This window comes from Aeromonas sp. s7(2024) (assembly GCF_040907825.1).
Taxonomy (GTDB): domain Bacteria; phylum Pseudomonadota; class Gammaproteobacteria; order Enterobacterales; family Aeromonadaceae; genus Aeromonas; species Aeromonas veronii.
Window position 1 is genome coordinate 324,960 of record NZ_JBFOCM010000016.1, and the last position, 17,351, is coordinate 342,310.

14 protein-coding genes are annotated in these 17,351 nt (G+C 59.5%); 4 read left to right on the forward strand and 10 right to left on the reverse strand.

From position 1 onward, the window contains the following. Positions 1–15 precede the first annotated feature (15 nt). Positions 16–1,221 (reverse strand): cytochrome c, encoded by a 1,206-nt coding sequence (locus AB5Y73_RS06475; RefSeq protein WP_181497443.1) that lies wholly within the window; start codon positions 1,219–1,221, stop codon positions 16–18. Further along, positions 1,218–3,143, reverse strand: coding sequence for an FAD/NAD(P)-binding protein (locus AB5Y73_RS06480; protein ID WP_244775892.1), 1,926 nt, complete (start codon positions 3,141–3,143; stop codon positions 1,218–1,220). The genes AB5Y73_RS06475 and AB5Y73_RS06480 overlap by 4 nt, the downstream gene beginning before the upstream one ends. Before the next feature lie 366 nt (positions 3,144–3,509). Here AB5Y73_RS06480 and AB5Y73_RS06485 point away from each other — a divergent pair, with 366 nt between their 5' ends. Beyond that, the gene (locus AB5Y73_RS06485; protein ID WP_021230688.1) at positions 3,510–3,926 is read left to right on the forward strand and encodes a DUF805 domain-containing protein; all 417 of its coding nucleotides are present in this window, start codon (positions 3,510–3,512) and stop codon (positions 3,924–3,926) included. Between the two features lie 82 nt (positions 3,927–4,008). Here the strand turns inward: AB5Y73_RS06485 and AB5Y73_RS06490 are convergent, their stop codons facing one another. From AB5Y73_RS06490 to manA, 4 genes are all read right to left on the reverse strand, one after another. After that, a complete protein-coding gene (locus tag AB5Y73_RS06490) occupies positions 4,009–5,112 on the reverse strand; it encodes a YdcF family protein (RefSeq protein WP_181497441.1) in 1,104 nt (367 codons plus the stop codon). Between the two features lie 335 nt (positions 5,113–5,447). Beyond that, a complete protein-coding gene (locus AB5Y73_RS06495) occupies positions 5,448–6,200 on the reverse strand; it encodes a DNA/RNA non-specific endonuclease (protein WP_201957733.1) in 753 nt (250 codons plus the stop codon). Between the two features lie 233 nt (positions 6,201–6,433). Further along, a complete protein-coding gene (locus tag AB5Y73_RS06500; RefSeq protein ID WP_181497439.1) occupies positions 6,434–8,326 on the reverse strand; it encodes a PTS fructose transporter subunit EIIC in 1,893 nt (630 codons plus the stop codon). A 503-nt stretch (positions 8,327–8,829) separates the two neighbouring features. Next, positions 8,830–10,029, reverse strand: a complete 1,200-nt coding sequence (gene manA / locus AB5Y73_RS06505; protein ID WP_118854021.1) for a mannose-6-phosphate isomerase, class I — start codon at positions 10,027–10,029, stop codon at positions 8,830–8,832. Positions 10,030–10,158: 129 nt separating this feature from the next. Here manA and AB5Y73_RS06510 point away from each other — a divergent pair, with 129 nt between their 5' ends. Then, positions 10,159–11,034: an AraC family transcriptional regulator gene (locus tag AB5Y73_RS06510; RefSeq protein ID WP_162895378.1), complete on the forward strand. Its 876-nt coding sequence runs from the start codon at positions 10,159–10,161 to the stop codon at positions 11,032–11,034. A gap of 156 nt (positions 11,035–11,190) precedes the next feature. Continuing rightward, positions 11,191–12,444, forward strand: a complete 1,254-nt coding sequence (icd, locus tag AB5Y73_RS06515; protein WP_005347179.1) for an NADP-dependent isocitrate dehydrogenase — start codon at positions 11,191–11,193, stop codon at positions 12,442–12,444. A gap of 72 nt (positions 12,445–12,516) precedes the next feature. Here icd and AB5Y73_RS06520 read toward each other — a convergent pair whose 3' ends face one another. The 3 genes from AB5Y73_RS06520 to dsdX form a co-directional block, all read right to left on the reverse strand. Continuing rightward, entirely contained in the window at positions 12,517–12,693 is a 177-nt protein-coding gene (locus AB5Y73_RS06520) for a hypothetical protein (protein WP_005337712.1), read from the reverse strand. 308 nt (positions 12,694–13,001) lie between these two features. After that, entirely contained in the window at positions 13,002–14,333 is a 1,332-nt protein-coding gene (locus AB5Y73_RS06525; RefSeq protein WP_107682318.1) for a D-serine ammonia-lyase, read from the reverse strand. A 16-nt stretch (positions 14,334–14,349) separates the two neighbouring features. Continuing rightward, entirely contained in the window at positions 14,350–15,687 is a 1,338-nt protein-coding gene (gene dsdX / locus AB5Y73_RS06530) for a D-serine transporter DsdX (protein ID WP_107682319.1), read from the reverse strand. Between the two features lie 222 nt (positions 15,688–15,909). Between dsdX and dsdC the strand changes: the two genes are divergently transcribed. Further along, the gene (dsdC, locus tag AB5Y73_RS06535) at positions 15,910–16,854 is read left to right on the forward strand and encodes a DNA-binding transcriptional regulator DsdC (RefSeq protein ID WP_107682320.1); all 945 of its coding nucleotides are present in this window, start codon (positions 15,910–15,912) and stop codon (positions 16,852–16,854) included. A gap of 164 nt (positions 16,855–17,018) precedes the next feature. Here the strand turns inward: dsdC and AB5Y73_RS06540 are convergent, their stop codons facing one another. Then, positions 17,019–17,195: a hypothetical protein gene (locus AB5Y73_RS06540; protein WP_005337704.1), complete on the reverse strand. Its 177-nt coding sequence runs from the start codon at positions 17,193–17,195 to the stop codon at positions 17,019–17,021. Positions 17,196–17,351: the final 156 nt, after the last annotated feature.

The following is a 17,351-nucleotide window of genomic DNA, read 5'->3' on the forward strand; positions in this document are numbered from 1 at the left end:
GAGAGCTGACAGCCCTTACTCCTTGCCGTGCAGCTCGCGCTGGGCCTTGACCGCCGCCGCCTTGACGGCGGTGCCTTCATTGCCCCAGGAGGCGCGCAGGGTGTTGACCAGCTCGGCGAGCCGCTCGTCATCCATGGTCCAGCCATAGCCCGGCATGTGGTAACCCAAATGGCCGTGGGTGACCGGGGTCTCGGCACCGTGCAGCAGCACGTTGATCAGGCTCGACGGATCGCTCGCCAGCACGGTGCGGTTGTTGACCAGCGAGGGGATGACGTGGTCATTGCCCTGGCCGTTGACCCCGTGACAGGTGGAGCAGTACATGGCGTAGTCCGCCTTGCCGCTGGCACTGGCGTAGGCGCGGGCCCCTTTCTCCGCCACCGGTTCATCTTTCAGATCGGTCAGATAGGTGGCGATGCTGGCCAGATCGGCGTCGCTGAAATACTGGCTGCTGTGAGTGATCACTTCCCCCATGGGGCCTGCGACCGCTTCATGCTGGCTGCGGCCGGTTTTCAGCAGATCGATCAGCGCCTGCTTGCTGTAACGGCTGCCGCGAATATCGGGGGCATACCAGCCATCCAGCGCCGCCCCGCTCAGGTAGACGGGATCCGCCTCGGTCAGCGCTTTCTCCTGCATGCCAAACCCGCGGGGAGTGTGGCAGCTGCCGCAGTGGCCGGCACCCTGCACCAGATAGGCGCCGCGGTTCCACTCTTCGCTCTTGCCCGCCACCGGGGTGAAGCGGCTGTCATCGTGATAGACCCAGTTCCAGCCCATCAGCGGCCAGCGCATGTTGAGGGGCCAGGGGATGTCACTTTCCTTGTTGGCGATGGCCAGCGGCTGTACCTCCTTCATCAGATAGTGATAGAGATCTTCGAGATCCTTATCGCTCATCTTGGCGTAGGCGGTGTAGGGCATGGCCGGATAGAGGCGATGGCCATCGCGGGCCACCCCTTCACGCATTACCTTGATGAACTCCGGCAGGCTGTAGTTGCCGATACCGTGGGTCTTGTCGGGGGTGATGTTGGTGGCAAATACGGTGCCGATGGGGGTCGGGAACCCTTTGCCGCCCGCCAGCGGCTTGCTGGTCTCGCTGGTGTGACAGGCGGCGCAATCGCCCAGCTTGGCCACGTATTCCCCCGCAGACATGGCGGGGGCTGCGTTGGCGGCAAGGGCGGGCAGGGCCAGCAGCAGGGCGCTGGCGGTCAGTGACAGGGCGCGGCTCATTGGGCACCTCCCTTGCTCATGGCAACCAGCTCGTTGACGGCGCGCCACGCTTCGTCGATGGCGGCGTGGGCGTAGGGGCTCCAGCCTGCATCCGAGTTGGCGATGGTGATGTTGCCGATCGGCTGGCGACCCAGTTCAATCCATTTTTCGCACTGTGTTTCGTCATCAAACAGGGTGTTGGTGACATAGGAGTAGCCGTGAGACCAGCGGTTGACCGTGATGGCGAGGATATCCTGCTCATGGTTGAAACCGGCGCTGCCGAGCATCCCTTGCAGCTGTTCGCGGATCATCTGCTCATGCTGTTCGAACGGCATGCCGAGGATCATGGCGCGCCCCTTTCGGGACTGTTCGCGGGCCGACAGACCGCTGCCCGGCAGGGTCGGCACATAGACCATGTGCAGGCACATCGGCTGATCCGGGCTCTTGGGATGCTCGTAGCCACCCATGCTGACCGGATAGTCGAGCTTGACCCGGCTGTAGGGTGCGGCGGGGGAGTAGACCTCGTGTACCCCCAGCTTGACGAAGGCTTGCCAGTTCTTGATCACCACCTTGGTGTAGACCAGCGGCGCCTTGGCATTCTGGCGCAGCGCCTCCTTCTGGGGCTCCGGCATCTCGGGCACCATGTAGGGGATCATCATGTTGTAGCCCGCCATGATCGACTGCTTGGCCCGTACCCGGTGCAGTTTCCCCTCCTTGATGTAGGTGACATCCACCGCCAGCTTGCCGTCGGCGAGGCGCACGTTTTTGGCCTGCAACGCCGTGCTGCCAAGTCGCAGTTGCACCTTGTGCTCAGGCAGGTCGAGCTTGCTGTAGTCAAACTTGGCCAGCACCACATCCTGCATGGTGTGACCCGGCGCCACCTGCGGAATGAGCTTGCGCACCATCAGGCGGGTGAGACCGGCGTTGCCATCGGGGAAGTGGAAGATGTAGGGATCGTCCAGCTCCGCCTGCTCCTCGGCATCAAGCGGCGTCAGATTGAGGCCGTCGAACCCCGGCAAGGCGCAGAGGCGCGCATCGGCGCAGGCGGTGGCGTCGATGCCGACCGCCTGGAAATCGTTGGTGCGCTGCTGGAAGTAAGTGATCGCCCGCTCGCTGAGGCCCACTTTATCGCGCAGGAAGGTGGTGTAGCTGTTGCGGGTCACCCACTCGTCCTGCTGCTCGCGGGTCATGCCGCTCAGGTAGTCGATCTTCGATTCGTGCAGGGCTAACAGGGCGGCCTTGTCGGCATCATCGAGGGGGAAGTCACCGATAAACTCTGCCAGCGGACGACCGTTCAGGCGATCGCGGGGGATGTCATCCGCCACGTTGTGACCCGGATCCCCGTTCACTATCTTGTTGACGCCAAAGTGCTTCTCGTCGAAATAGACGCCACGGCTCAGCCCCAGATCCGGATAGAAGGTCTGCTGGAAACCGGCGGCCAGCTCGTCGATGTTGACCTCCAGCGCCTTGAGCAGACCGAGCGCCACCGGGCTGTAGACCGAACGCGGTGATTGCAGGGACTCACTGCCGCCGTAACCCAGACGCAGGCCATCGGGGGTGGTGAACTCGTTGCGCTTGGCGTGGCCGCCAAAGTCGTCGTGGTTGTCGAGCAGCAGGATCTTCTTATTCGCGCCGAGCAGTTGCTGATAGAAGCAGGCGGCGGCCAGGCCGCTGATCCCGGCGCCGACGATCACCAGATCGTACTCCCCCTCAAGGGGTATATTGGCAAAATCATACTGCTTGCCGTCACGGGCGATGCTGTGGGCCGGTTCGAAAGAGCCCGGGTGGTTGCCGCGCAGGCCGGTGAAGGCGGGCGGGTAGGCCAGGGTTTTATCCGCCAGCGTGCTGCCGCCTTCGGCAGCCTTGAGCAGATTGATGGGGGCGACGCCTGCCGCAATGGTGATGGCAACGCCGTTGAGAAAATCTCTGCGTGTAATACTCATGGCTATCCCTGTGTTAGGAGAAGTAATGAATAAGTGGATTCATTATGGGAGGGAGACACAGATCCTGTTCAGGATTGGGCGCCGAATCTACCGCTATCCTCACGCTGAGTCCATACGATTGCTAATGGATTATTAAGCACCATTTTCCTGCTTGTGACGAGAGTGATGCGCTGATGGGGATGATTTGCCCTGTTGCAGGGCAAATTATCTTCCGGCTCGGTCGGTCAATGATTGCCGCAGCTGATTAGTTTGGGAGGCGTTCGGGCATCATTGTCGACTCGGGGGGATGATCGCGCTAAGCTCTTAACTACTTGTTTTATCGACTCTCTTTTTATTCATAGGCATAAAGGCCACTCAGGAGGCGCAATGAACTGGTACATCTCGGTCCTCAAGCAATATGCGGTATTCAGCGGGCGGGCCCGTCGCACCGAATACTGGATGTTTGTGCTGTGCAACGTCATCGTCATGCAACTGCTCGGCATGGTGGACAAGCTGATTGGCGGCGACAAGGAGTTCATCAGCGGCATCTACTCGCTGGCCGTGCTGCTGCCCTCGCTGGCGGTGGCGGTGCGTCGTCTGCACGACACCGACCGCAGTGGCTGGTGGCTGCTGCTGGTCCTGGTACCCATCATAGGTATTCTGGTACCCACCATAGGTACTCTGGTACCCATCATAGGCACTCTGGTGCTTATCTATTTTATGGTTTGCAACGGCCAGCAGGGGCCAAACCGCTTCGGTGACGATCCCAAAGCGGCCCCCTCGCAGGGTTTTATCGTCAGCTAACGGGCGCGGCTTGGCCAATCATCGGTCAATAAAAAGAGAGGGAGGCATCACGCCTCCCTCTCTTTTTCGTTTTGATGGCCGATCAACGCTCAATCAGCGGGGCGGAGCGGGAGCTCCACATGCCGTAGGTGCGCAGGGCGTCGCGGTAGATGCCGAGCAGCTCGCTCTCGCTCGGGGTAGCCAGCTCCTCGAGGGGCTTGTCGGGGTAGCTGACGCTCGCCACCTTGATGTTGGCCGGGCCAATCTGGTCGCAGGCGATTTCCAGCACCGTCTGACCGCGGCGCACATGGCTGGCGGAGCTCACCAGCACCGCATAGTTGATCTGGTGGCGGGCGAGGGCATAGGCGCTGTAGAGGGCGTTGTCCACCGTACTGGTGGCGTAGTTCTCTTCAATCAGGCGGCTGCGGTCGATGCCGTGGTTGGCCAGCCAGTCGGCCATCAGCTTGCCCTCGGTCTGGCGGTTCTGGGGCACGCCACCGGTCAGGATGATCAGCGCTTCCGGGTCGGCCTTGGCCAGCTCAAGGGTGGTTTGCAGGCGGCCCAGCAGGATCTTGTCCATGCTGCCGTCGGGATTGAGGGCGTAGCCCAGAGTGACGATGGCGCGTTTGCCCTCCCTAGTGGCCTTGAGCTGATCCTCGGTCAGTTCGGTCTGCAGCGGGGCGGCGGTGATCCGCTGCACCCGGGCGATGATCTCCTCCAGATCGGCGGCGCGGCCACTGTTGCGATCCGCCACTTTCGCCAGATAGCTGCGGGAAGCCTCCTTGTTACCCTTCACCAACTGCCAGATGGCGAGATAGCTGTTGATGTCGAGATCATCGGGGGCGACGGCCTGCGCCTGCTCCAGCAAGGTGATGGCGCGGCTCAGGTTGCCGTTGTAGATCTGGGCGTTGGCCGCCGAGATGAGCAGGTCGGTGCGGTAGGGTTCAAGCTGGTAGGCGGCCAGCAGCCGCTCGGTCACCAGCTCCATATTGCTCGGCATCTTGGCGGTAAAACCGGCGTGGGAGATCTTGGCTGGCGACTTGTAGATCTGCAGCGCTTCGCCGAGCAGCATGTCCACCGCCTGGCGTTTGCTGACCAGGGTATTGAGGTTGTGCTCCATCTGCATCGAGCTCTCGGCCGCTTGCAGGGCGAGGGGCGAGAGCGCCAACAGGCCGCCGAGGGTGAGGGCAAGAAGGGTCTGTTTCATCAAAAGGTCCTCTGTCGGGCTGAATCGCGCCGTAGTGCGCCGGCGTGTGGGCCGATGGGATAAGGCAAATATGCGTCAATTCAGTCTGTTAGTGCCAAAGAGGGGGCAATATACCAGTTAACGGTGCGGTAAACTGTGAGTCGGGGCTGGTCGTCGGGTGATGCCACACTAGTGGCCGCAAAAATGGCCGCAACAGTGGCCGCAACGGGTCAGCAGCCATCTGAAAATGGCAGGAGGAACGTAACTCCCCCTGCTGGGAGGGGCGCTGACCCCTCCCTCTATCGCGATTCAAGAGAGATGGGGTGTCAATCTATCTGCGGATGAGCTGTTCGCGGTCAGTTCCACATCGGGGAGATGCGGGCTTCCAGCGTCTCTTGCTGCTCTTCGGGCATATCACTGAAGAAGTTGAGCTGGGTCTGCTCTTCCACCTCGCGTACCGAGACCCGGTAGTCGGCGATCTGGCTGATGGGCACCTCTTCCTGCGGCATGATAAAGGCGATGGCCTGCAGTCTGGCCGGGTCCATCACGATCTTGTAGTAGGCGCTCGGGATCGCCACACCCTGACCGATGGACTCTTCAGAGCCGGTAAAGATGGGGCCGGTGATCACCTGCACATCCTTGCGGGAGACCGCCCACTTGTTCACCTTGTCCTCCAGCACGCGCCACGCCTTCTGGTTGAGCACCCCGATCTGCGGCGTCATATTGCTCAGCAGGAAGCTCTCTTTCATGGTGTTCTTGTTCGATTTCATGTCCCCCGCCGGGGCCTGATGGCCACGGTCGTAGCCCGAGCCCTTGTAGTCGGAGAGGGTGGCGCGGTAGGCAACCGGGATCTCCCTGTCCTCGGCGAAGGCATCCTTGCGCGGCACTGTGCCCTGTGCGCTCTGGGCTGTCATTCGGTAGGAGACCCAGTCCGCCACCTTGTAGTCGTAGTTGTAGCCGACCGCATACCCTTCACGGCAGAGCTTCTGATCCGATTCGGAGGGCAGACCAAAGCGCACGTGGTCGCCACACGCCCAGTGGGCGGCCAGCAAGGGGGTGGCAGTGAGGGTGAGAGTAACAGCCAGAACCAATTTATTGATTTTTATCATTTTTGTGATGCTCCAGTTTAGTAGGCGGAGCCATTTGACATGAGATCTGACCAGCGCTTCAATTGCTGTTTTTTTACACGTCACCGTTCTGTGACGGCTCGCCAAGATCCGTGATGTGACTGGTTAATATGTTTTAAATCAGTGGCTTGGTCGGTGGGATGATGTGCGGTTGCTCGGCAGACAACGAAAAGGGGCCCGCGATGGGCCCCTTGTGATGAGCTGTCTGACTGCTATCAGGCGGCGTTTGCCTTGTTGCCCAGCGTGCGGGCCAGCAGTGCTTCCGGATTGTGGATCGCCTCCTTGGTCTTCACATCGATGATTTCGATATTGGTGAAGCGCTCGCGGTTCTTGATCGCCACATCGTGGGCGAAGATGACGCAGCGGGCATTGGCGACATCCTTGGCGGTGATGCGGTTGATGATGCCGTTGGCGCCCTGGGTCTCGACCTTGATCTTGATCCCCTGCTTGGCGGCGGCCTTCTGCAGGCTCTTGGCGGCGAGGAAGGTGTGGGCCACGCCAGACGGGCAGGCAGTGATGGCCAGTACGTCCGCTTCTCCTTCCGCTTCAATGACTTCGAAGCTGGTGTGGGTGGCGGTCACGTCATCTTCTTCGCTCACCGGCTTCTTCAGCAGGTTGACGATGATGGCGGTGGTCAGGGCGCCGAGGATGGTACCCAGGATGTAGCCCATCTTGCCTTCAACAACCGGCAGGACAATCCAGCCACCCCAGGGGGCGTGGTTGATACTGTGCATCATGAAGCCGGTGATGTTGCCGACGATGCCGCCTGCGACGATGGCCGGGATAACACGCATGGGGTCAGCAGCGGCGAACGGGATAGCACCTTCACTGATACCGATCATGCCCATGATGGCGGCCGCTTTACCGGATTCACGCTCTTCTTTCTTGTAACGCTTCGGAGACATGAAGGTCGCCAGCGCCATACCCAGCGGCGGTACACAGATGGCGATACCGACGCCGCCCATCAGCCAGGGCTGGGTGTTGACCTGAGTCTGGGCAAACAGGGTAGCAACCTTGTTGACCGGGCCGCCCATATCGAAGGCAGTCATACCACCCAGAATGGCACCCAGCATCACTTTACCTGAGCCCGCCATGCTGGAAAGCCAGTGGTTCATCCCTTCCATCATGGCGGCGATCGGGGCACCGATCCCCCACATCACGATGCCACACACCAGGAAGGTACCGATCAGCGGATAGATGAAGATGGAACCAAGCGAGGTCATGGAGTCAGGCAACTTGATCCGCTTGAGCTGATTGACCACGAAACCTGCGATAAAACCCACCAGAATGGCGCCGAGGAAACCGGTTTGATAGTGCTGAACGGCAATCCAGGAGCCGATCATGCCCGGGGCCAGGCCCGGCTTGTCAGCCAGCGAGTAGGCGATGTAGCCACCCAGTACGGCAGTAAACAGAGTCAGACCGGCGATACCCATGGTGGCCATGTCTTTAAGGAAGCCCGCTTCCGGCACGGCGCCCTTGCCGCTCAGCATCACCGACAGCGACAGCAATACACCGCCCGCCACGATGAAGGGGATCATGTGGGAAGTACCAAACAGCAGGTGCTGCTTCATGGTGTTGAGGCGATCCTTGAAGGTGCGCTCTTCGGGCTCAGCCGGTGCAGTGGCAACCGGTTTGGCGGCTGGCGCCGGTTTTTCCATTTTCGGACCTTGCTTGAGCAGGGTCAGGGCTTGCTCAACGGTGGTGGCCGCTTTCATCTGCTCGATGAAACCGGGTTCCAGCAGACGGGTAGAGAGCTCGGCCAGCACTTCGATGTGGTGGTTGGCGCCGCCATCCGGGGAGGCGATCATGAAGATCAGCTGGGTCGGCTTGCCATCTTCGGCACCGTACTCGATCCCCTGACGGCTGACACCGATGGCAATGGCCGGGCGGCTAACCGCCTTGCTCTTGGCGTGGGGCAGGGCGACACCCTGCTCGAAGCCGGTGCAGTCCAGCTGCTCGCGAGCCCAGACATCTTTGACGAATTGCTGTTGATCAGACACGGCGCCATCGCGCGCCAGCATCTGTGCCATCTCGTCGAACAGGGCCTCCTTGCTGGTGGCCTTCAACTCCAGGCAGATGAGTCTGCCGTTGGTCATGGTGGGTAACATATTACACTCCTGGCTCCGTTGCCGAGCCGCATGATGGGGGGAACAATTGACATGGATATTGTTCTCCCGTTGGCGCGGTGCCGAAATCGGACAAATGTGCCGTTTACTGGATTTTTGTGCTGGCAAGAATGAGCTGTGACTCTCATCTCGTTTTAGCGTGATGATTAAATTCGATGTGAATATGAATTTAATTATTTATTATTAATTACTTAGTTTGGTTTCGTTCGTGCGAAATCTTATCTGAGTGTCTAGGTCGATGATGAGTTTTCTGTGATGGAATGGATATTTGTGTGATTTGTTATGGGTCAATAGTGTGAGCTGGTTGGCAAATAGCAGGCGCCTCAAGTGATTTTATTGTCATTAATTGGGAGGGAGATAACTCTGAGAGTCTGGTCAACCGTGTTGTGAAGCGATGAAAGGGGATGGATGGGGATAAAAAACAAGTGCCATCATTGATGGCCCTTGCGCATGTTCGGGTGGGGGCATCGCCCGGGATGTGCTCGTTAGCAGCGGTTGCCGGCGCGAGCGACCCGCCCTTCGGCCAGCAGCTGGTAGCTGCCGGTGGCGGCCGGGATAAAGGCAGACTGACCCTTCTCGAGACGCAGCGTCTCATCGCCGCGCTTGAGGATCACGGTGGCATCGATGGCAAACAGGATCTCGGCGCTGGTTGTAGTGAGCTGGTGCTCGCCTGCCGGATAGACGCTGAAGGTGAAGTCCGGTACCGGTACCTCGAAGTGCTGCACCATTCCTTCAACATGGGGAGCAAGCAGGATCTGGTCGTCCGGCTTGGCCAGGCAGCGGGTACAGTCCAGCAGTTCTGTAACATCGATGTATTTGGGGGTGAGACCGGCGCGCAGCACGTTGTCCGAGTTGGCCATGATCTCGAGGCCGGTGCCGCGTACATAGGCGTGCGGGGTGCAGGCATCGAGGAACATCGCCTGCCCGGGCTTGAGGGTCACCACGTTCAGCAGCAGCGGCGAGAAGAGTCCGACGTCGCCCGGATACTGGGCCGCCAGACTGGTGATGAGGGCAAAGGTCTCCTCATCCTGATGCTCGCTGGCAAAGGCCAGCAGCCCCGCCAGCGCCTCCTCCTTGCGCGCCCCTTCCAGTACCAGCAGCTGGTGGAAGAAGTGCTGCAGCCCCGCTTCATTCTGGCTGGCGGCAAGGGCTGCGGTCAGATCGGCGATGGCCGCCAGATTGACCCGCTCGAACAGTGCCAGAATGGCCGGGATCGCGCGAAAACCGTTCATCGCCTGATAGGGGGTGAGGGCAAACACCAGCTCGGGCTTGTGGTTCGGGTCCTTGTAGTTGCGATTGGCTGCCTTGGCATCGATGCCGGCAGCCTCTTCCTTGGCAAAGCCCGCTTCGGCCTGAGCCTTGCTCGGGTGCACCTGAATGGAGAGGGCCTTCTCGGCGCACAGCACCTTGAACAGGAATGGCAGGCTGCCAAAACGGGCGAGGGTAGCCTCACCCAGCACGGCGGCGGGGGCGCACTCGATCAGGGTCGAGAGCTTCTGGGTCTGGCCCGCCACGACTACGTCGGAACAGCCGTTGGAGTGGGCGCCCATCCAGAGCTCGGCTTGGGGTTTGCCCTCCGGATTGGCAATGCCAAACAGGGTGGTGAGGGAGTCATGACTGCCCCAGTCATAGCCTTGAATCGGGTTTTGCATCAACAGAAAGGAGGGCAGATCGCTACTGCTCATAAGGGACGCCTCGTCTAGTTTGAAGAAAATCGGGTGCAGAAAAGGGTGGCATTGCTGCTGTGGACCGGACTATAACATGGGCGGTCGTGCGCGCTGCAACCGCTTGCCTCTCTCTTGATCAGGATCACCATGTCTCTCATCTTCAGCCAACTGCTCGACGGAGCCCTGAGCGAACAGGTTCCATTTGACCAAATCTGGTTCGCCAGTGAACAGGGGGTACCCCCGGGTTTCAGCTATCAGGTCAACTTTCCCCGCCTCGAACTGGTGTTCAGCGGTGAGTATCTCAACCAGATCTGGGACAGGGAGGAGGGGGTTAGGGAGATCTGCGTATTGCCGGGACAGGCGCTCTATATTCCCCCCAACGGCTGGAACAAGCCGCTCTGGACCACCGACTGCTCGGTGCTGAGCCTGCTCTTTGGCAAACGCCAGCTGGGGTTCAGTCTGGTGAGCAAGCGCCGTGAAGATCCGGACTTTTTCGATGTGCAAAAGCACAGCATCATGGCGCGGGCGGGCCATGTGATCGAACACATTTTGGCGGCGCTGAACGTACTGACCGAGGATCCCGGTCGCTCCCCCACCGATGATCACCTGCTGCAGGCTCTGCTGGCGAGTGCCCGTCAGCTGTTGCTGGAGTCCGCCACGGATCGGCCACGGGGGGCAGAGCTATTTCACGGGATCTGCATCTATATCCAGGAGAACTTTCACCGTCCCATCACCCGTGACTCCATTGCCCACCGCTTCAACGTTTCAGCCAGCCATCTCTCCCACCTGTTTCGCGAGCAGGGTCATATGCGCCTTGCCGATTACATCAGCTGGGTGCGGATAGATCGGGCCAAATTCATGCTGAAAAAGTACCGCTTTCGTCTTGAAGAGGTGGCCAGTCGCTGCGGTTACAGTGACGTGAACTACTTCTGCCGGGTGTTCAAACAGAAGACCGGCTTGACCCCTTCCCAGTACCGTTCCCTGAGTCAGCCGCAGGCTGCGGCCAGCGAGCTGGAGGGATAACTGGGTGGGGTCGGGAAGGCGTGGTGACGGCGTACTGGCGAGTGGCTACCTCTTTGGTCTGACATGCTTTCTTGTCATTTTATTATGAAAATGAATGGGCTAAGATGGCCGCGCGCAACAAACAAGTTGATAACAAACGGAAGTTAGGAGATGCCGATGGAAAGCAAAGTAGTAATCCCGACCCAAGGTCAGAAAATCACAGTCGATGCCAACGGCAAGCTGCAGGTTCCCAACCATCCGATCATTCCGTTTATTGAAGGGGATGGCATCGGTGTTGACGTAACCCCGGCCATGTTGAATGTGGTGAATGCTGCGGTCGAGAAAGCCTACAAGGGCGAGCGCAAGATCGCCTGGATGGAGATCTATACCGGCGAGAAATCGACTCATGTCTATGGCGAAGGTGCCTGGCTGCCGGCCGAAACCCTGGATTTCATTCGTGAATATTGCGTGGCCATCAAGGGCCCGCTGACTACTCCGGTCGGTGGCGGTATTCGCTCCCTCAACGTAGCCCTGCGTCAGGAGCTGGATCTCTATATCTGCCTGCGCCCGGTGCGTTACTACGACGGCACCCCGAGCCCAGTGAAGCGTCCTGATCTGACCGACATGGTGATCTTCCGCGAAAACGCCGAAGACATCTACGCCGGTATCGAGTGGAAGGCCGACAGCGCCGAAGCGAACAAGGTGATCGCCTTCCTGCAAAACGAGATGGGCGTGAAGAAAATTCGCTTCCCCGAGTCCTGCGGGATCGGCATCAAGCCGATGTCCAAGGCCGGTACCGAGCGTCTGGTGCGTGCTGCCATCGAGTATGCCATCGACAACGATCGCGACTCCGTGACCCTGGTGCACAAGGGCAACATCATGAAGTTCACCGAAGGTGCCTTCAAGGATTGGGGCTATGCTCTGGCTCAGAACGAGTACGGTGCCCAGCTGATCGACGGCGGCCCATGGTGCTCCTTCAAGAACCCGAAAACCGGCAAGACCATCGTCATCAAGGATGTCATCGCCGATGCCTTCCTGCAGCAGATCCTGCTGCGTCCGGCCGAGTATGACGTCATCGCCTGTATGAACCTCAACGGTGACTACATCTCCGATGCGCTGGCCGCGCAGGTGGGCGGTATCGGTATCGCACCGGGTGCCAACATCGGTGACGGCGTGGCCCTGTTCGAGGCAACTCACGGCACTGCGCCGAAATATGCCGGTCAGGACAAGGTCAACCCGGGCTCGCTGATCCTCTCCGCCGAGATGATGCTGCGTCACATGGGCTGGGTCGAAGCGGCCGATCTCATCATCAAGGGGATGGAAGCGGCGATCCGCAACAAGACCGTCACCTATGACTTCGAGCGTCTGATGGAAGGGGCCACCCTGCGCTCCTGCTCCCAGTTTGCTCAGGACATGATCGACCAGATGTAATCTGCTGCTTGCCAGAAACGCAAAACCGGCGCCATGTGCGCCGGTTTTTTTATCGCGAAAGAGTGTAGGGGCTTATTGCGCCTGCTCTACGTGTTGCTGATAGCGTTGCTGCCATTTGCTGGTTTCTGCTTCATCGCCCTGAGCCTTCCAGAAGGCGCAGATGGTGTTGGCAAGTTCCGAAGCCATCGCGTGATCTCCGTCACGTCGACTCATCAGATAATCTCCCAGCCAGCTTTGATATTGTTTCATTACCCGATCTCCTTATCTCATGTGCCCTTGAGGGTGCTCACCTTGACGGGAGCCTGTCGGCTCATCCTGGGGGGAACATCATCAGGCATGATGGTGCAAAGTCACGACCCGGGCAGAGAGCCCGATGGGCAATCTGGCGGCGAACGTGACGCGAGATGTCAAAAAATGAGCGCCATTTTAGCACAAACTGACCAACTTGGGGGAATTGTCGCCATGGATTGCGACAGAGCTGCCCCATCCCCTTGTTCCCAAAACAGAAAACCCGCCGTGATGGCGGGTTGATTTGCAGATAAATGTGGCAAAACAGCCTAGATCTTGGCGCTGGCCAGGTACTTTGCCATCTCTTCTGCGGGCACCATGCCACCGCCAGTGGCCCACACCAGATGGGTGGCCTGTGCCATGGTTGCGGCATCGAAACCGCGCCCGGTGAGCCACTCGGGATTGGCAGCTACCCGCCACGGGCCGGCCATACCCGCCAGAGCAGAAGGTTCGAGTGTGATCTGTTCATCGCGCGCCAGCAGTCCCAGCAGGTCATACATCTCCTGATCGCTCAGGGTGTAGAAGCCATCGAGCAGTCGTTCCATGGCGCGGCCGACGAAGCCGGAGGCGCGTCCTACCGCGAGGCCATCGGCTGCGGTGAGGTTGTCGATGCCCAGATCCTGCACCGCAATGGCATCGTGCAGCCCGGTGTGTACCCCCAGCAGCATGCAGGGGGAGTGGGTCGGTTCGGCAAACAGGCAGTGAACATGGTCACCGAACGCGAGCTTGAGACCAAAGGCCACGCCGCCTGGGCCGCCACCCACGCCGCAGGGCAGGTAGACAAACAGCGGGTGGTCGGCATCCACCTTGATACTCATCTGGTCGAACTGCTTTTTCACCCGCTCGCCCGCCACCGAGTAGCCGAGGAACAGGGTGCGGGAGTTCTCATCATCGATAAAGAAGCAGTTGGGGTCGCGTTCGGCCTCTTTGCGCCCTTGTTCCACCGCCACCCCGTAATCCTCGGCATATTCGACCACGATGACGCCGTGTTCGCGTAGCTTGCGCTTCTTCCACTCCCGCGCATCGGCCGACATGTGGACGGTGACGGTAAAGCCGAGCTTGGCGCTCATGATGCCGATAGACATGCCGAGGTTGCCGGTGGAGCCCACTGCGATGCTGTGCTGGCTGAAGAACTGGCGAAACTCGTCGCTGAACAGTTTGCGATAGTCATCCTCTTCCCGCAGCAGACCAGCCTTGATCGCCAACTGTTCGGCGTGAGTCAGCACCTCGTAGATACCGCCTCGCGCCTTGATGGAGCCGGAGATGGGCAGGTGACTGTCTTTTTTCAGCAGCAGTCGACCGGTGACCTCGACCCCGTAGCGCTGGTTGAGCGTAGCCTGCATCGCTGGAATAGCGGCGATCTCGGACTCCAGAATACCGTTGCTGGTGCGGGTCTCGGGGAAGGCTTCGCACATGTAGGGGGCGAAGCGGGCCAGCCGAGCGGAAGCGTCCGCCACATTGTTGTTATCGAGCCCCACATAGGGCAGACCGGCAGCCAGAGTGGTGGTGTTGGGGTTGAACCAGGTGACTGGCTCAAGCTCGATCAGGGATTGCACTAGTGGAAATTGCGCTGTGAGCTGTTGGACGTCGATGTTTTTCATAGTGTTCTCGGTCTTGTTACACGATAAAGGAGAGCAGGAAAGTACCGGCCAGCGCCATCAGGGAGGCGACCAAGGTGGCGGTGGTGTAGTACTTGAGCGTTTCGTTCAGGGTGGCGCCGCAATACTGCTTGACCAGCCAGAACAGGGAGTCGGTCACCATGGTGCAGCCAATAGCGCCGGAGCCGATGGCCAGGGTCATGATCTCCGGGCTGATATCCGGGTAGTGCACCATGATGGGGGAGACGATAGCGGTGGCGCCCATCATGGCAACGGTAGCGGAGCCCACGGCGGCGTGCAGCACGATAGCCACCAGCCAGGCGAGCAGAATGGGGTGCATATCCAGCTGTGAGAGGATAGTGGCCAGACTATCGCCCAGCCCACTTGCCTTGAGCACGCCGTTGAAGGCGCCGCCTGCCCCTATGATGAGCAGGATATTGGCGATGGAGGAGAAGCACTCCTCGGTCTTGTTAAGCAGTCCCTCCATCTTCATCTGCTGACGGATCCCCAGCACGTAGTAGGCGGTGAAGGCGGCAATGAACATGGCGGTGATGGGGTTGCCGATAAACTCCAGCACGGTGTAGAGGTGGCTGGCGTGATCCATATTGAGCTCAGCGACCGTCTTGGCCAGCATCAGCAGGATGGGCAGCAGCACGGTAAAGAGCGAGGCGCTCAAGGTCGGGAGAGTGGCCTCATCGCGCGCCTTGATGTCGGCAAAGGCATCGGGTACCCCCTTGAACGGGAGCCGGTTGCCCAGCAGTTTGAGGAACAGGGGGCCGCCGATAAGAGAGGCAAAGAGGCCGACCGCCAGACCATAGACGATGACGGAACCCACATCGGCGCCCAGCTGATTGGTGACATAGAGGGCTGCCGGGTGGGGCGGCACTATGCAGTGCACGGCCATCAGGGCGGTGCAGAGCGGAATGGCCAGCTTGAGTAGCGAGGTGTTGGTCTTGCGGGCGATGGAGAAGGCGAGCGGGATCAGCAACACCACCCCGACTTCGACAAACAGGGTGATGCCGCACACCAGACCCACCAGCACCATGATGACCTGAGGCGAAAGCCAGCGGCATCTCTGCAGGGCGAGGCCGATGCGCTCCGCCGCCCCTGACACCTCCATCATCTTGCCGAGTATGGTGCCAAGACCGATGACGGCGGCGAGAAAGCCGAGCGTGCCGCCAATTCCCTCTTCCATGGCGTTGACCATCTTGAGGGGCTCCATCCCCATCAGGGTGCCGACATAGAAGCTCGCCAGCAGCAGGGCGAGGAAAGGATGCACCTTGCCCTTCACTATGGTGACCACGATGAGAACGATGCTACTTAGCAAGGTAGCGATGACCCATACCTCTGAACTCATACTGCGCCTCGACATCTGTTGTGTGTGATTGTTTATGCGCTATTGAATGAAAATGAGGTGGGGCTGACAAATGATGAAATCGACCACTTGGATGAGATGAGGTGATGCAAAGGCGCTACATTTGTCACAATTTATCGAAATCACATTCTTTGGGTCTTTTGGTTTCATCCTGAAGGTGGCCTGTGGGTGTATCATCGGTGGCCATTGCGAAGAGGGGGATGAATGTATAACGGGGATAATTACGTATCGCGCAACAAGCTGTTGAGCGGCTACCAGTTGGCCAAGTTGCACACTTTCGAGGCGGCCGCCCGCCACGGATCCTTTGCCATGGCAGCTGATGAATTGTCGCTGAGTCCCAGTGCCGTGAGTCACCGGATCAGCGCGCTGGAAGAGGAGCTGGGCTTCAAGCTCTTTGAACGTTTTCACCGCAAGGTGGTACTGACGGCGGATGGGCAGCGGGTGTTCTGGGCGCTCAAATCCTCGCTGGAGTTCATCAATCAGGAGATCCTGGAGATCAAGAATCAGGAACTCTCCGGTACCCTGACCATCTATTCGCGTCCCTCCATCGCCCAGTGCTGGCTGGTGCCTAGGTTGGCGGATTTCTCCCGCCTGCATCCGCAGATCGAGCTCAATATCATCACCGGTAACGAGAACATCAACCTGCATGGTTATGGCATCGATTTGACCCTCTATTTCGATGAGAAGAGCCCGGAGCGGCTTGCCATCCACCCGCTGATGGATGAGTTCATGCTGCCGGTCTGCAGCCCGGAATATGCCGAGCAGCACGGGCTTGTCGGTAATCCCGCCAACTTGTCCTTGTGCCGTCTGCTTCATGATCGGCAGGCATGGGGATTTGACTCGGATACCGACGAGTGGAGCAGCTGGGCTCGCCACGCCGGGGTCAGCCTCGAGGCATGTCAGCTGAGCATGGGTTTTGATCGCTCGGATCTCGCCATCATCGCCGCCATGAATCACGCCGGGATCGCCATGGGGCGCAAGAATCTGGTGAGCAAGCGACTGGCACGCAACGAGCTGGTGGCCCCTTTTGCCGGGCTGGAGGTCAAGTGCGAGCAGCGTTATTACATGGCGACCCTGCCCAATCGGGCGTGTCCCAAGATCCAGGCCTTTATCGGCTGGGCGCAGGAAATGGCCGCCGAGATGGAATGAACAGAGGCCGGTGCGCAAGAGCAAAATGAAGATGGTAAAGCGCGAGTGAACGAAGGTAGCGGTTTAACGTCGCGGGAAAATTGGGGGAGAGGGGTTGGCTGATGGTGGTTGGTCGCGAGTGGCCTTGCTGCCAACCGTGGCTGGCAGCAAGGAAACGGTCGGGATCAGGTGGTCTTTTCCAGATGGTTCTGGTAAATCTGCTGCCACTTGTCCAGTTCGTTTTCATCACCCTGCTGCTGCCAGAACTCGCAGATGGAACTCGCCATCTCGCATGCCATGGCGTGGTCACCGTCACGGCGACTCATCAGGTATTGCCCCAGCCAGCTTTGATACTGTTTCATTGCACGATCTCCTTATCTATTTAACCCTTGATACTGCAGCTGTGGGACACCCGTCCGGCAGTGTTGCGCCACACTCCACTTTCGCCGCGCGCTGCTTGTTATCGCCGCGCGTGTTGTCAATCAGGACAGAGAGCGTATGAGAAAAAGGCAAAAGTG